Consider the following 15,228-nt stretch of genomic DNA (forward strand, 5'->3'; position numbering starts at 1 on the left):
CCAGCTCAACAGTTCAAGATCTCCAACACGTAACGGTGACAGCGCCAACTTTTTCTTTTGCGTTGATGGAATAAATCGCCACGCGGCATCGTTTTCCTTGTATCGGCAGCGAAATCAGTCGCGCCACTAACAAGGAGAACACCATGAAAGCCAAGAAGATCGTCCAGCACATCGTCATCGCCCTGTCCCTGGGTGTCGCCGCATCCTCCCATGCCCAGTTGCTGGGTGGCGGGTCCCTTGGCGGCTCGGTTGGCGGCATGATCGGAGGGGGCATGGGCCGGATGGGCGGCATCGACGCGTCAAGCATGGTGCGCGGCGCCGGCCGCCTGGATGCCGATATCGCCAGCCCGACAAGGAGCATGGCCGGCCAGGCCGCCGAGCGCGTGCGGGAAGCACGCCCGCAGCCGGAAGCGCGAGGCGCCGGCCGCGGACTCGGCGGCGTGAACGGCGCCCTGGCGGGCACGGTGTCAGGCGATGGCTCCGTGACCGGTGAACTCGGCGCCGGCCAGGCCGCCGGCGGCTTGCGCGGCGCGGCGGATGTGGCCGCCGACAGGGTGGCGCAACTGCGTTCCACCGGCCGGGACGCCGCTGGCAGCGGCAGCGCGGGCGTACGTAGCGGCATGCAGGCAGCAGGCGAAGGTGTACGCGGCGGCGGCCAGGGCGCAAGGTCGATGCTGGCAGCTGCGACGGTATCGGTGTCGGGCGCCGGCGCGCTGTCGCAGCCTGCCGGTGCCGGGGCGCAGGGCGGTAGCAGCGCGTCCGCTTCGGGCGAAGACGCCGCAAACCTCGGCCTGGATGCATCCGGCGCAGGAAGCATGGCCGGGAGTGCAGACCGTGCGGTGCGTGCAGGCTCGGACGCCGATTCCGGCAGCGCCGGGAAGTCCACCCCGGCTAAGGGCGGCGCTGCGGCCTCCCTCTCGCTGAGCGCGAACGCCTCGGCCCGGGGCCGCGCCAACGGCGCAAACTAGGTCCTACAGGATCGGGGTGCCGCCCGCCACCGCGATGCGCGCCCCGGAGATGTAGCTGGCCTGGCTGGAAGCCAGCAGCACGTAGACCGGCGCCACCTCGGCCGGCTGGCCGGGCCGTTTCATCGGCACCTGCTGGCCGAAGCTTTCGACCTGGTCGGGCGGCATGGTGGCGGGAATCAGCGGCGTCCAGATCGGACCCGGGGCCACCGAGTTCACGCGGATGCCCTTCTCGGCGAGCAACTGGGCCAGGCCGGCAGTGAAGTTGGCGATGGCGCCCTTGGTGGCGGCATAGGCCAGCAGGGTCGGTTTCGGGTTGTCGGAATTGATCGAGGTGGTGTTGATGATCGATGAGCCCGGCTGCATGTGCCGCACCGCCGCCTTGCAGATATGGAACATCGCGGTGATGTTGACCTTGAAGGTGTAATCCCATTCGTCGTCAGGGATCTCTTCCAGCGAGTCGTGGGTCATCTGGAAGGCGGCATTGTTGACCAGCACGTCGATGCGCCCGAACTCCTGCACCGCCTTGTCGACGATCGCGCGGCAGTGACCCGGGTCGGCCAGGTCGCCCGGCACCAGCACCGCCTTGCGGCCGGCTTCCTCGACCAGGCGCGCAGTCTCCTGCGCATCCTCGTGTTCGTTCAGGTAAGCAATCAGGACATCCGCTCCCTCGCGCGCGAAGGCCAGGGCGACGGCGCGGCCGATGCCGCTGTCGCCGCCGGTGATGAGGGTGGCCTTGTCCTTGAGCTTGCCGGAGCCCTGGTAGCTCGACTCCCCGTGGTCGGCCTTCGGCGTGAGTTGCGCCTCGGTGCCCGGCGGTTCCTGCTGCTGTGCTGGCTGTTGCGTCTGGGTCATCGCGTTTCCTTTCGGTCAGTGATTGAGGTAGCGCGGGCGCGCGGAAGCCGCGCCCGGCGTGTCTTCGTTGGCGGCCGGCTTTTCCTCGCCGCGCAGGTCGCGCGCCTCGGGCGCTTCCTGCAGCAGGACGTGCTGGGGACGCGGCGCGGTCGAGATGCCCAGCTCTTCGAACATCTGCATGGCGTCGAGGTTGATGGCCTGCTGGGTATCCATGTAGAGGTCGAAGCTGGCGTCGAGCATGGTGTAGACAATCTCGTACTCGATCCAGTTCTGGTCGAGCGTCTTGAGGTGGGCGCGGTCGAAGCGCAGCTTGTCGTGTTTCGCGACGATCTCGCGCAGCATCTCCGGCACCCGCGCCGCCAGCTCGCGCGGCGTGGTCGGGCTGGCGCGCAGCGTGAACACGATCCGGCGCGTACTCATGCGCCGGTAGTTGTAGACGGTATTGCGCAGCAGTTCGGCGTTTGCAACGATGATCTGCTCGCCGCCAAGGGCGCGTACCCGGGTCGTCTTCAATCCCACATGCTCGACCGTGCCGCTGAAATTGTTGACCGTGATGAAGTCGCCGACCTCGAAGGGCTTGTCCACCGCGATCGACATCGAGGCGAACAGGTCGCCCAGGATGTTCTGCACCGCCAGCGCGATGGCCACGCCGCCGATACCGAGGCTGGCGACGAAGGTGGTGACGTTGATGCCCAGGTTGGACAGCATGGCCAGCACGAACACTACCCAGACCGTGGTCTGGAGCAGCCAGATCACGACCGTGTGGGCGACCGTGACCTGGTCGTCGACCGCGCCGCGTCCGTGGCTCAGGAAATAGCGGCGCGCGCCGATCTTGACGGCGCGGTGCAGGAAGGCGGCGATCTGGATGCCGAGCGTGAAGAACCACAGGTGTCCCAGGCGCGTGTTCCAGGGTTCGGGCAGGTCCAGCACCGACAGGCCGATCAGGATCGCGGTGGCGACGATGGCGAACACGCCGGTGTGGGCCAGGGTCTTGCCCAGTACCTGGGCGATGGTGCGGTGCTGGTGCTCCTCGCTCAGCTGGCCGAGCCGGCGGCGGAACAGGATCAGGGCGCCGTGCATCAGCGCGTAGCTGGCGACGGTGGCGGCGACGGCGAACAGGGCGTTCGGCAGGGTGATGTTCAGGGATGCGAAGAAATGAGAAATATTGTTCAAACCGGACTCCTTATCGGGAGGGCCGGCGCCGGCCGCGCGTGCCGGGATAGGCGGGGAAGGGCATGCGGCAGCGGCGCACGGCTGGCAGCGCGCTGCGCGCTGGCCAGCCAGGGCCAGGCGCAGGCGCGCCGGAAGGGCGCCGTGAAGCGGCGCGGGCAGGGAGCGTGCCCCTCGCCCGCGCCGTGGGATCAGTGACGCTTCAGGTGCTCGCGCACGGCTTCGGCGCTCGGGCCGACCTGTTTCACCGCGCGTTCGAGCTCTTCCTTGCTCACGCCGAGCGCTTCGGTCCAGTGGCGCACTTCCCATTCCTCGTTGACGTTGATGCGGGCGCGGTCTTGCGCGCCACGGTTTTGCAGGTTGTCGGACATGATGGCCTCCTTGTTCACTTTGCTTGCTGCCAGAGTGCCAGCCACAACCGATGCGATCCGTACGCTGTTTCACCTTGCGCGCCATTCTCGACCCGGCATCGACCCGCGGACCGTGCCAATGGCAACTTTTTCAGGTACGCTTGCCATATCGATAGCAATCGCACCACAAGGAGGAGACCCGCATGTCCGCACCCTACGAAACCGCCCAGCCCGAACGCAGCGCCGTCGACGCCATGCCCGGCACCGTGATGCTCGATTTCGGCGCCAACTGGTGCGGCTACTGCCGCGCCGCCGAGCCCCTGATCGACGAGGCCCTGACGGGCAGCCAGGGTGTGCGCCACGTGAAGGTGGAGGATGGGCCCGGCCGCCCGCTGGGGCGCTCGTTCCGCATCAAGCTGTGGCCGACCGTGGTCGTGCTCAAGGATGGGCAAGAGGTGGCGCGCGTGGTGCGTCCGGTGTCCGCCGACGAAGTCCGCGTCGCACTGGCCCAGGCCGGTGCCGCATGAGCGAGGCCGCCGCCGCCCCCGCCAACAAGCCGCGCACGGTCCTGTTCGCGAGCCTGATCGGCACCACGATCGAGTTCTACGACTTCTACATCTACGCCACCGCTGCGGTGCTGGTCTTCCCGCGGCTGTTCTTCCCGGCCGCCGACCCGGCCGCGGCGACCCTGCAGTCGCTGGCCACCTTCGCCATCGCCTTCTTCGCCCGGCCGGTGGGTTCGGCCGTCTTCGGCCACTTCGGCGACCGCATCGGCCGCAAGGCGACCCTGGTGGCGGCCCTGCTCACGATGGGCATTTCCACCGTGCTGATCGGCCTGCTGCCCACCTATGATTCGATCGGCACGCTGGCGCCGCTGCTGCTGGCCCTGTGCCGCTTCGGCCAGGGCCTGGGCCTGGGCGGCGAGTGGGGCGGGGCGGTGCTGCTGGCGACCGAGAATGCGCCGCCGGGAAAACGCGCCTGGTACGGCATGTTCCCGCAGCTGGGCGCGCCGATCGGTTTCTTCCTGTCGGGCGGCACCTTCCTGCTGCTGGGCACCCTGATGGCGGACGAGGAGTTCTTCCGCTGGGGCTGGCGGATTCCCTTCCTGGCCAGCGCGCTGCTGGTGCTGGTCGGCCTGTACGTGCGCTTGAAAATCACCGAGACCCCGGATTTCCAGAAGGTGCTGGATCGTAACGAGCGGGTCAAGGTGCCGGCGCTGGCGGTGCTCAAGGACCATACCCGCGCGCTGGTGCTGGGCACCGTCGTCGCGCTGGCGACCTTTGTGGTGTTCTACCTGATGACGGTGTTCGCGCTGAGCTGGGGCACGACCAGGCTGGGCTTTTCGCGCCAGGCCTTCCTCACCATGCAGCTGGTCGCGGTGGTGTTCTTCGCGCTGACGATCCCGCCGTCGGCGCTGCTTGCCGACCGCCACGGACGGCGCATGGCGATGATCCTGGTGAGCGCGGCGATCGCCGTATTCGGGCTGCTGTTCGGTCCCTTGTTCGGTTCCGGCAGTTTGCTGGCGGTGGGCGCCTTCATGGTGCTCGGCATGTGCCTGATCGGCTTTACCTACGGGCCGCTCGGCACCTTGCTGGCCGAGCTGTTTCCGGCCGAGGTGCGCTACACCGGGGCCTCGCTGACCTTCAATTTCGCCGGCATCCTGGGCGCTTCGCTGGCGCCCTACATCGCCACATGGCTCGCCACTAACTACGGGCTGGCCTGGGTCGGCTACTACCTGACGGCCGCGGCACTGCTGAGCTTGTTTGCCCTGCTGGCGGTCGGGGACGGGCACACGAGGGCTGCGCCGCGGCCGGCGCCCCGCTAAATGAGGAAGGGCCCCGAACGGGGCCCTTTTGACGTTCGTCCCGGCCGCTGGCCTCAGAACGAATAGACCATCGTCAGCGAAGTCTGGGTATCGGTGTTCTTCTTGCCGTCCGGGACGCTCGAGTCGTTGCGCGCGCTGAAGCCGGCCTTCATCTGCATGGTCGAATTGATCTTGGTGCTGAGCGAGGTCTCGGCCACCGAACGGGTGTTGGAGGTGCCTTTCTCGACGCTGACCGTCTGGGCGAAGAAGGCCGAAGGGCTGACGCGCCAGCGCAGCTGGGCCGCGCCGCGTACCGTGAGGCCGCTCTCGTCCTCGCCGGTGGCACGCTCGCCGGCAAAATAACCCGGGCCGATCTCGACGTCGAGCGAGGTGTCGGGGGTATTCAGCCAGCGCGAGCCGTGGCCGACCGCGATCGAGGAATAGCGGTTGTAGGCACCGAAGCGGTCGGTGACGTGCGAGCCGATCACGAAGGCGCGCTTGTTTTCGCCCAGCAGCTTGAGCGAGGCCTTGGCCGAGGCGGCAAAGCGTTCGGCCGACTTGCTGCGCTCGATGTTGCCGTCGTCGTTCTCGTATTCGTCTTCCTTGAAGAAGCCGCTGACGACGAATTCATGGCTCCAGTTGGCGGTCTCGTGGCGGGCGTCGATCTTGCCCGTGACCGAGGTGCCGGTGGTGTTGCCCGAGGTCGTGATCGCGCCCAGCTCGGCCGAGGTGAACCAGCCGCCTTCGGGGATCTCGGGCTTGGCCACGGAGATCGGCCCGTGGACGTTGCCGACTGCCGGGAGGTCGAAGTCAGCCTGTGCGGCGCCATGGAAGGCGCACAGGCCGAGCGCAAGAAGAGATGCAGGGAATTTGAAGTGTTTCATAAGCACTGTATTGCCAGCAAGATGCGCGACATTGTATCCCAAAGAACGCGCAAAACGATGCTTTGAGACACATTTGGCGCGTTTTAATCAGCTGCCTTGGATGTCTGGCATCGCGACCGCGCCAAGTACTCGACAAGAAATAAATGTGAGTTTTGGCGAACAGAACCGGATGCGATGCAAGGCGGCGAGTGCGCCGCAGTGCGAGCACTGCAAGCAGGAGCCAACGCAGCAGCGCGCCGGTTATGGAAGCCAAAAACACATTTATTTCGGGGCGAGTACTTAGGTTCCGATCACGACGATCTTGAACGTGAACAGGGCGGCAATCACCCAGACCACCGGCGCCACCTCGCGTGCCCGGCCGGTCAGCAGCTTCAGCACCGCGTAGCTGATGAAGCCGAAGGCGATGCCTTCCGCGATCGAGAAGGTGAAGGGCATGACGAGGGCGGTGACCGCGGCCGGGATGCTCTCGGTGGAATCGCCCCATTCGACTTCGCCCAGGTCGGACAGCATCAGGCAGGCGACGAACAGCAGGGCCGGCGCGGTGGCGTAGGCCGGGACCACGCCGGCCAGCGGCGCGATGAACAGGCAGGCCAGGAACAGCACCGCCACGGTCAGCGCCGTGAGGCCGGTGCGGCCGCCCGCCTGCACGCCCGAGGCGCTTTCCAGGTAGGCGGTGGTGCTCGAGGTGCCGAGCACGCTGCCGGCCACGATCGCGCCGCTGTCGGCCAGCAGGGCCTTGTTGAGGCGGTCCATCTTGCCCTCGACCAGCAGGCCGGCGCGGCGCGCCACGCCCATCAGGGTGCCGGTGGCGTCGAACAGCTCGACCAGGAAGAACACCAGCACCACGTTCATGATGCCGACCGACAGGGCGCCGGCGATGTCGAGCTTGAACAGGGTCGGCTCGATCGAGGGCGGGGCCGAGAAGATCCCGTTATAGGTATTCCCGCCGAAGAAGAAGGACAGCACGGTCACCAGCACGATGCCGATCAGGATCGCGCCCTTCACGCGCAGGCGGTCGAGCGCGACGATGGCGAAGAAACCGACGATGGCCATGACGGCTTCCGGCTTGTGCAGGTCGCCGGCCTTGACCAGGGTCGCCGGGCTGGCCACCACGATGCCGGCGTTCTTCAGGGCGATCAGCGCCAGGAACATGCCCAGGCCGACCGTGATCGCGACCCGCATCGACTTGGGGATGCCGTTCACGATCATGCCGCGCAGACCCAGCAGGGAAACCAGGATGAACAGGCAGCCGGACATGAACACCGCGCCCAGCGCCGCCGGCCACGGGATGCCCATGCCCAGCACCACGGCATAGGCGAAATAGGCGTTCAGGCCCATGCCGGGGGCCATCGCGATCGGGTAGTTCGCGTACAGGCCCATCACGGCGGTGCCGAGCGCCGCCACCAGGCAGGTGGCCACGAACACCGATTCCTTCGGCATGCCGGCGTCGCCCAGGATCGAAGGATTGACGAAGATGATGTACACCATCGTCAGGAAGGTGGTCAGGCCGGCCAGCAGTTCGGTGCGGACGGTGGTGCCGCTTTGGGTGAGTTTGAAGAATCGGTCGAGCATTATTATTGGACTCCAGGCGTGTTTTGGCTGAAGCATAACACTCCGCGGTACTGCCGAGCGAGTATTGGCTGCTCATTGGCTGCTCCGGCATGCAGCGTGGCCCCGCGCATCGGTGCCAATGCGCTAACATGGCATCTCCATCATTACCACCACATGTCATGCCGAAGAATAAGCGTCCGCTGCCCCGTACCTCGAATAATCCGCGCGAGCCCGACAACGCCTCCGTGGCGCAGGAGCTGGCCGACCTGGCCCTGGCGATCGCCGAAAGGGAAGAGGCGCCCGGCTTCGGCAGTGCCGACGAACGCGAGGAGGAACTCCTGGCCGCGGTGCGCAAGCTGCTGCGCAAGAAGCGCGACGAGGCGCTGTACGAAGCGATCGAAACGGCGCGCTATACCGATCCCGAGGCCTGCCGCCTGCTGCGCGGCCGCATCGAGGAAGAAGCCGCCAACCTGCGCCTGCGGCGCGAGGACGGCAACGGCAAGGGCGTGGAGTACGAGATCGACGCCTTCCTGATTCCGCTGTTCGTGCGCAGCACCGGGGGCCTGCAGGCGGCCGACACCTTCCAGGACGAAGAGGCCTTCGAGGCGCTGGCCAACAGTTTCCACCCGGCCGGGCTGGAGAGCGCCGGCGGCAAGCTGGTGCTGGTCCAGCATGCCTACGACCTGGCCGAGATCGACCACGTGTCCTATTCGAGCCTGCAGGAAATGTTGCGCGAGGCTGCCGGCACGCTGCTGGAGAAGAAACTGCAGCCGGCGCCGACCATCGAAGCGAGCATCCGCGGCTGGACCGGCGAGCGCTTCGCGCCCGACGAGTCGGCCCTGGAGCTGCGCTTCCTGCTGGGCTTTTCGCTCAAGCGTACCGACGACCCGTTCTATGCGGTGCCGCGCGACGAAGCGGGCGCCGACGCCTGGTACGCGGCGCGCGAGGAGCGCTTCCGCGCCTGGACCGCGCAGGCCGCCCCGCTGGTGCGGCGCCTGCTGGGACGCGAGCCCGACGGCATCCATGTCGACTTCCTCTACCAGGACCTGTTCTACGGCGCCAAGGAGCAGGGCGTGAGCGAGCTTACCACCCTCGGCATCCTGTCCGAGATCGCACGCACGCTGTCCGACAAGGACCTGGCGCCGGACCAGGTCCATGCCGCCGTCGCGCCGCTTGACGCGGGCGAGCACATCGTCCTGCGCATCAACCTGTATGCACTCGACGGCGGCACGCCCTGGGGCAGCGTCGAGACCCCGGTCGACCTCGCCGCCGACCTCGGCGCCGAGATCGACAACCTGTGCGATGCGCTGCTGTCGCTCGGCCTGGAGGGCGTGTCTGTCGCCACCGGTTTCAGCGAGGACGGGCACGCCGAAGGCGCGGAACCCTACCAGCCGGGTTGACGGCGGCAAGGCCTTCCGACCGCGCTCCCGCCACCCCGGCGGCGCTTGCGGCGGCCGCATGGCGCCTTCGATCGCCGTTTTCCCCGAACAAAGATCGCCGCCGGTGGTCCCGGCGGCGCCCCTGCGCGCCCGGGCACGGTAAAAGTGCGATGACTTTTCGTAGTGGATTTTCTTGTACCGCTGTAGGAGCCACCCTACACGAGTGCGCTCAGCAGGCAGCTCTCTCCTATGAGAGGTCTTTGTAACATCTGGTTGCAACATTTCCAATTAGCAATATTGCAGTGCATAAATGAAAATAATGGCAATTTTGCATGTTACGATTAGCGGGTCCGGTGTGGGATTGAACCGCAATTGTCCACACCCGGGGAACTGGCCAACAGAGAGAAAACGCCAGGCTTTGCCAACAAAATAGCGCCACGAAGGCGAAAGGAAATGAATATGCCGACCTTGATCGTGTTTTGCCACCTGCGCTGGGACTTCGTCTTCCAGCGTCCCCAGCACCTGATGACCCGTCTGGCGGAACACTACGATATCCTGTTTGTCGAGGAACCGGTCTATAGCGAAGGGCAGGCATACCTGAAGAAGACGGCAGTCGCGCCGAACATCACGGTGTGCCAGCCGCATACCGCGATCCATGCACCAGGTTTCCATGATGACCAGCTTCCGACCCTGCAGACCCTGCTGGCCGACCTCGTGCCGGAAGGCGAGCAGCCGGTCGTCTGGTTCTATACCCCGATGGCGCTGCCGCTGCTGCAGGGCCTGAACCCGTCCAAGATCGTCTACGATTGCATGGACGAGCTGGCAATGTTCAAGAACGCGCCGAAACAGCTGCTGCAGCGCGAAAGCGCGTTGCTGAACATGGCCGATGTCGTCTTCACGGGCGGCCCGAGCCTGTACCAGTCCAAGCGCGACCGCCACGCGAACGCGCACTGCTTCTCGAGCAGCGTCGACGCCAAGCACTTCCGCCAGGCCCAGGACCGCGCGATCTCGCATCCGGACCAGGCCCATATCGCGCACCCGCGCCTGGGCTTCTACGGCGTCATCGACGAGCGCCTCGACGTCGAACTGGTCTCCAAGATGGCCGACGCCCATCCGGAATGGCAGATCGTGATGGTCGGCCCGGTCGTCAAGATCGACCCGGCCACGCTGCCGAAGCAGCCCAACGTCCACTACATGGGCCAGCGCAGCTACGACCAGTTGCCGAAGTTCCTGGCCGGCTGGGACGTGTGCCTGCTGCCGTTCGCCATGAACGATTCGACCAAGTTCATCTCGCCGACCAAGGTGCTCGAGTACATGGCGGCCGAGCTGCCGGCGGTGTCGACCCCGATCACCGACGTCAAGGTGCCGTATGGCGACGTGGTGGCGGTCGCCGCGACCCCGGAAGAGTTCATCGCCGCCTGCGAACGCCAGCTGGCCCTGAGCGATGACGAACGCCAGGCCATGGCCAAGCGCATGCGCGAAGTGGTGGCCAACACCTCCTGGGACCTGACCGCCAGCCGCATGCACGAGCTGATCGAAAGCGCCGTGCCGGGCCGCCACGCGCGCCTGCCGGCCAACCCGGATGTCGCCAAGGCCGACGTGCTGCCGGTGAAGGCAGCCAAGGTGCCGGTGGCGAAGAGCGCCTGACAGGGTAAGCGGCCAGCGCACCGGGCAACCGGTGGCGCTGACTGGCGACGGCACGGCGGCGGACCCTCGTGGGTACCGCCGCCGTGTTTTTGCGTGGGTGCCGTCTTCGGCGTACGTCCGGCTTCGTAGGGTGGGCGGCTCCACCCGGCAGTTTGCCTCGCCATGCCGTATGGGCCGCCCACGCGGTGATCGATAGAGGCTCCGTTTCCGGGCACGACGATCTCGCCGCTGACGATCACCGCGTGGGCGGCGCCAAGACCGCGGGCCGGCCCCGTCACGCGGTAGAGCCGCCCACCCTACGGGAATCCGCTGCGGGCGTCGAACGAACAAAAACGGCGCGGTGTCCTGGGACACCGCGCCGTTTGACCATGTTGCGAGGGTCAGGCGACCCGCTCAGCGGTTGCCGCCACGTCCGCCGCCATTGCCGCCGCTTTGCGAATTGCCGCGGTTGCCGCTCTGCTGGTTGCCGTCGTTCTTGTGGCTCATGCGGCCGGCCTCGCGCGCCTCTTCCGAGGTGAACTCGTGGGCGTTGCCGGATGCGTGGGCCGCGCGGCCGCCCTGCGAAGCGATTTCGCGCTGGCGCTGCGGATCCATCGAGGCGAAGCCGCGGCCACCGCCGCCATTGCCGCCACCGCCGCTTTGCGAGTTCCCGCCGCGTCCGCTCTGCGAGTTGCCGCGGTTGCCGCCGCCGGATGCGCGGCCGCCCTGCGAGGCGATCTCACGCTGCTGCTGCTGGTCCATGGAGGCGAAGCCGCGCTTGCTGTTGCCCTGGTTGTTCGATGTCATGATGGTCTCCTTTATCGATGACAGGGTTGGTCGATTCTCTTCCGGCCGCTGCCGCCGCGTCCTGCGGGGGGCATTCGTTTCCGGAAGAGGTGAGTCCATCTTAGGCCGCCGGCCTCGGCCACGGAATAGGACTGTCCGGCCCAGTGCTGTAGGACCGCTCCGGCGCATACCGTCGCGTTCCCGATGCTCAGTGGCGCAGCGCGCCGCCGGGATCCGGCGCGACGGGCGGCCAGCCGCCGACCGGATCGTGGGCGCCCGCTACCCGCACCACCGACAGCGGGTGCGCGAACTGGATGCCTTCGCGCTGGAACGCGCGGTAGATCTGCAGCAGGATCTGCTCCTGGGTGTCCATGTGCAGGATGTAGTCGGGGCTCTTGAAGTGGTACACCACCTCGTAGTCGAGCGACCAGTCGCCGTACCGGAAGAAGTGGGCCCGTTCGAAATTGACGTCGGCCCGCGACGAGATGATCTCGCGGATCATGGCCGGGATCGCGGTCACCTGGGCTTCGCTGGTGCCGTAGGCGACCCGCAGGAGGAAGGCGACGCGGCGCGACTCCATCCGCTTGTGGTTGTGGATCCGGCTCCTGAGCAGCTCCCCGTTCGAGAACACGATCTGCTCGCCGCCGAGCCCGCGCAGGCGCGTGGTCTTCAGGCCGATGTATTCGACCGCGCCGAGGGCGTCGCCGACGATGATGAAGTCGCCCACCTCGAAGGGCTTGTCGAGCATGATCGAGAGCGACGCGAACAGGTCGCCGAGGATGTTCTGGGTAGCCAGGGCCACGGCGATGCCGCCGATGCCCAGGCTGGCGACCAGGGTGGTGATGTTGAAGCCGAAGTTATCCAGCGTCATCAGGAAGGCCACGGTCCAGACCACTAGGCGCATCATGAAGAACAGGATGGTGCTCGAGGCCTTGCGCGCGCCGTCGCCGGGCGTGGCGAGCAGCTGGCTGCGCCAGCCGCGCAGCGCGGTGTCGCCCCAGATGCCCAGCTGCAGGATCAGCGAGGCCACGGCGATCCGCGACACCACCAGGCGCCAGCTTTCCGGCATCACGAGGAAAATGCTGGCGAGGTAGGCGGCGATGGCCAGCTTGAACACGAGGTAGCTCCGGTTCAGCATCTTGACCACCAGGTCGTCCACCCGCGTCACGGTGCGGTTCGCCATATTGCTCAGCCGGCGCAGGAAAAACATGCGCACGACCACCATCAGGGCGGTCGCGCCGATGAAGACGCCGACCGCCATCATCCAGTTTTCCAGGTCATTATTACTCAACAAATATTCCATCCCTTACCCCATCCCATCGTCACGGCAAAGGGAGTAGTGTGGGGGCCAGCAGGCCTGCGGCGCGCACAATTGACGCTGGCTGCGGATGGCCGAGGTGCTGCTGTCGATCTCCTGGTAGTCCGGCGCCGCGGCACTGCCGGGAAGTTCAGGCCAGCGCTTCCTCGATGGCGGCGGTGGTGGCCGGCTTGGTGAGGTGCCGGTCGAAGCCGGCACGGGCGCTGCGCTCGCGGTCGGCCTCGCCGCCCCAGCCGGTCAGGGCCACCAGCCGCACGCCGGCGTAGCGCGGCTCGCGCCGGATCGCTTCGGCCACCTCGAAGCCCGACATGCCCGGCATGCCGAGGTCGAGGAACACGACGTCGGGCTGGAATCCCGCCATCATGCGCAGCGCCTGGTGGCCGTCGTTGGCCACCAGCGCCTGGTGGCCGAGCTGGCCCAGCACGGCCACCAGCGCCTGGTGGCCGAGCTGGCCCAGCACGGCCACCAGCGTTTCGGCCGCATCGCGGTTGTCGTCCACCACCAGCACGCGCCGCGCCATGCGCGCCGCCGCGGCTGCATCCGCCGGCCCGGGCGCCGGCGCGGTAGGCTCCACGGGCGCCAGCGGCAGGCGCACGGTAAACACGCTGCCGGCATTGGTGCCGGCGCTGCTCGCCCGCACGCTGCCGCCATGCAGTTCCACCAGGCTGCGCACCAGCGACAGGCCGATGCCCAGCCCGCCCGCCGCATGGCGGCGGCCTTCGCCGATCTGGGTGAACATCTTGAACACCTCTTCCAGGCGCGCCGGGTCGATGCCGATGCCGTTGTCGGAAACGGCGATGACCGCGTCACTGCCGTCGCGTTCGGCCGCCAGCACGATGCTGCCCCCGCGCGGCGTGTAGCGCGCCGCGTTGTTGAGCAGGTTGGACACCACCTGGGTCAGGCGGGTGGGGTCGGCATCCACCACCAGGGTTTCCTGTGGCAGGCGCAGGTCGAGCTGGTGGCGCGCCGCCTCGATCAGCGGCATGCTGGTCTCGACCGCCGCCGACAGCACGCCGGCCAGGTCGATGCGTTCCCGCTTGAGCGCCACCTGGCCGCGCGTGATGCGGGCCACGTCGAGCAGGTCGTCGACCAGGTGGACCAGCTGCCCGAGCTGGCGTTCCATGATCTCGTGGATGCGCGCCACCGCCGCCGGGTCCTCGGGCGCGCGCCGGATGAACTGCAGGCCGCTGCGCAGCGGCGCCAGCGGGTTGCGCAGCTCGTGGGCGAGGGTGGCCAGGAATTCGGTCTTGATGCGGTTCGCTTCTTCCAGGTCGGCCGCCATCTGGCGCAGCGCGTCCTCGCCCTTTCGCCGTTCGGTGATGTCGTTGAACACGACCGCGACCCGGTGCTGCTCCGGCGGCCCGATCCGGGCCGCATAGACGTCGAACCAGCGGCCCAGCTCGCGCGCTTCGTTCACGAAGCGCACCGCCTCGCCGGTCGCGGCAACCCTTCCATAAATCTCGAACCAATAGCGCTCATGGAGCGGCGCGATCTGGCGGATGCTGCGGCCAATCGCATTGGCCAGGCCGGTATGCTTGACGAAGGCCGGATTGGTTTCCAGGAAGCGGTAGTCGCAGGGCTGTCCGGTATTGTCGTACAGTATTTCGATGACGCACACGCCCTCGTCGATCGAATCGAACAGGGTGCGGTAGCGCTCTTCGCTCAGGCGCAGCTGCTGTTCGGCCTCGAACTGGCGCGAGGCATCGATGACGACGCCGCGCATGCGCGCGCTGCCGTCCGCCGCCGGCGCCACGCTGCCGCGCGCAATGACCCAGCGCCAGCCGCCGCCGGCGCGCCGGATGCGGAAGGTCGCGTCGTAGGGCGCACCGCGCGCCACCGCGTCCGACAGCAGGGCCTGCACGGCCGCCACGTCGTCGGGATGGATCGCTTCGAAATAGCGCGCCACCGGCGCACCATCGCCCATTGCATCGGGAATGCCGAACAGGGCGGCGATGCGATCGTCGCCGGCGACGCGGTCGGGACCGATGTCCCAGGACCACACCCCCAGCTCGGCGGCGGCGATGATGGATTCGAGCCGGGCACTGGCATCGATGAGGTCCGCCTCGGCGCGCCGCCGCTCGGCGGAGGCCTGGAAGGCGTCGATATAGAAGCGCAGCTTGGCGCGCAGGATCACCGGCGACAGGGGCTCGGTCAGCACCGCCACCGCGCCGGCCTCATACAGGGGGGCGACCGGGAAACCGGCGCCGGCGGGTACGCCCAGTGCGACCACCGGCGTGTGGACCGAGCGGCGCGTGGCCCTGACCTGGCGGATGGTGGCGGCCAGCGCGCCGACGTCGCCAGCATAGCCGACCAGCATCAGCGCGAAGTCATGGTGGCGCACCTGCTCCAGGCCCGCCGCAACCGAACGGGCATGCAGGACCGTCTCCCCAAGCTCGTCCGCGACGCGTCCCAGCACCGGGTCGGGAACCGGGCGTTCGCAGATGAACAGCACGCTTGCGGAGCCAGGCGTCAAGGCGTGCCCCTGTGGGCCGGCGAGTGTCTCATGGTCGGATCCTGTTGTAGTAGTGGCGACAATCTAC

At 67.4% G+C, this 15,228-nt stretch carries 13 protein-coding genes; 5 read left to right on the top strand and 8 right to left on the bottom strand.

Going from position 1 to position 15,228, the window contains the following annotated elements; translation table 11 throughout:
* Positions 1 to 143 precede the first annotated feature (143 nt).
* The gene (locus tag ACK6C6_RS10760) at positions 144 to 968 is read left to right on the top strand and encodes a hypothetical protein (RefSeq protein WP_409267323.1); all 825 of its coding nucleotides are present in this window, start codon (positions 144 to 146) and stop codon (positions 966 to 968) included.
* A gap of 3 nt (positions 969 to 971) precedes the next feature.
* Here ACK6C6_RS10760 and ACK6C6_RS10765 read toward each other — a convergent pair whose 3' ends face one another.
* From ACK6C6_RS10765 to ACK6C6_RS10775, 3 genes are all read right to left on the bottom strand, one after another.
* The gene (locus ACK6C6_RS10765; protein WP_409267324.1) at positions 972 to 1,820 is read right to left on the bottom strand and encodes a glucose 1-dehydrogenase; all 849 of its coding nucleotides are present in this window, start codon (positions 1,818 to 1,820) and stop codon (positions 972 to 974) included.
* 15 nt (positions 1,821 to 1,835) lie between these two features.
* Complete coding sequence (locus ACK6C6_RS10770; protein ID WP_409267325.1) at positions 1,836 to 2,993, bottom strand: mechanosensitive ion channel family protein; 1,158 nt, start codon at positions 2,991 to 2,993, stop codon at positions 1,836 to 1,838.
* Between the two features lie 188 nt (positions 2,994 to 3,181).
* Complete coding sequence (locus ACK6C6_RS10775) at positions 3,182 to 3,361, bottom strand: DUF3606 domain-containing protein (protein ID WP_027864044.1); 180 nt, start codon at positions 3,359 to 3,361, stop codon at positions 3,182 to 3,184.
* A gap of 182 nt (positions 3,362 to 3,543) precedes the next feature.
* Here ACK6C6_RS10775 and ACK6C6_RS10780 point away from each other — a divergent pair, with 182 nt between their 5' ends.
* Together ACK6C6_RS10780 and ACK6C6_RS10785 are read left to right on the top strand one after the other, a co-directional pair.
* Positions 3,544 to 3,867, top strand: coding sequence for a thioredoxin family protein (locus ACK6C6_RS10780; RefSeq protein WP_285376230.1), 324 nt, complete (start codon positions 3,544 to 3,546; stop codon positions 3,865 to 3,867).
* Positions 3,864 to 5,165: an MFS transporter gene (locus ACK6C6_RS10785; RefSeq protein ID WP_409267326.1), complete on the top strand. Its 1,302-nt coding sequence runs from the start codon at positions 3,864 to 3,866 to the stop codon at positions 5,163 to 5,165. Before ACK6C6_RS10780 ends, ACK6C6_RS10785 begins: the two co-directional genes overlap by 4 nt.
* A 53-nt stretch (positions 5,166 to 5,218) precedes the next feature.
* Here ACK6C6_RS10785 and ACK6C6_RS10790 read toward each other — a convergent pair whose 3' ends face one another.
* Both ACK6C6_RS10790 and ACK6C6_RS10795 read right to left on the bottom strand, forming a co-directional pair.
* Positions 5,219 to 6,028 carry a YdiY family protein gene (locus tag ACK6C6_RS10790; RefSeq protein WP_036212589.1) on the bottom strand — a complete coding sequence of 270 codons (810 nt, stop codon included), beginning with the start codon at positions 6,026 to 6,028 and terminating at the stop codon, positions 5,219 to 5,221.
* A gap of 279 nt (positions 6,029 to 6,307) precedes the next feature.
* On the bottom strand, positions 6,308 to 7,600 hold the full coding sequence (locus ACK6C6_RS10795; protein WP_209586628.1) for an NCS2 family permease: 1,293 nt from the start codon (positions 7,598 to 7,600) through the stop codon (positions 6,308 to 6,310).
* Positions 7,601 to 7,758: 158 nt separating this feature from the next.
* On the opposite strand from ACK6C6_RS10795, the gene ACK6C6_RS10800 reads away from it, so the two are divergent.
* On the top strand, positions 7,759 to 8,979 hold the full coding sequence (locus tag ACK6C6_RS10800) for a hypothetical protein (protein ID WP_409267327.1): 1,221 nt from the start codon (positions 7,759 to 7,761) through the stop codon (positions 8,977 to 8,979).
* 438 nt (positions 8,980 to 9,417) lie between these two features.
* Positions 9,418 to 10,605 carry a glycosyltransferase gene (locus tag ACK6C6_RS10805; RefSeq protein WP_209586630.1) on the top strand — a complete coding sequence of 396 codons (1,188 nt, stop codon included), beginning with the start codon at positions 9,418 to 9,420 and terminating at the stop codon, positions 10,603 to 10,605.
* A 393-nt stretch (positions 10,606 to 10,998) separates the two neighbouring features.
* Here ACK6C6_RS10805 and ACK6C6_RS10810 read toward each other — a convergent pair whose 3' ends face one another.
* The 3 genes from ACK6C6_RS10810 to ACK6C6_RS10820 form a co-directional block, all read right to left on the bottom strand.
* On the bottom strand, positions 10,999 to 11,391 hold the full coding sequence (locus ACK6C6_RS10810; RefSeq protein ID WP_409267328.1) for a KGG domain-containing protein: 393 nt from the start codon (positions 11,389 to 11,391) through the stop codon (positions 10,999 to 11,001).
* A 187-nt stretch (positions 11,392 to 11,578) separates the two neighbouring features.
* Entirely contained in the window at positions 11,579 to 12,661 is a 1,083-nt protein-coding gene (locus ACK6C6_RS10815) for a mechanosensitive ion channel family protein (protein WP_409267329.1), read from the bottom strand.
* 157 nt (positions 12,662 to 12,818) lie between these two features.
* Positions 12,819 to 15,161 (bottom strand): ATP-binding protein, encoded by a 2,343-nt coding sequence (locus ACK6C6_RS10820; protein ID WP_409267330.1) that lies wholly within the window; start codon positions 15,159 to 15,161, stop codon positions 12,819 to 12,821.
* Between the last annotated feature and the right edge of the window lie 67 nt (positions 15,162 to 15,228).

The organism is Massilia sp. BHUDP2, from assembly GCF_046236355.1.
Taxonomy (GTDB): Bacteria; Pseudomonadota; Gammaproteobacteria; order Burkholderiales; family Burkholderiaceae_D; genus Telluria; species Telluria varians.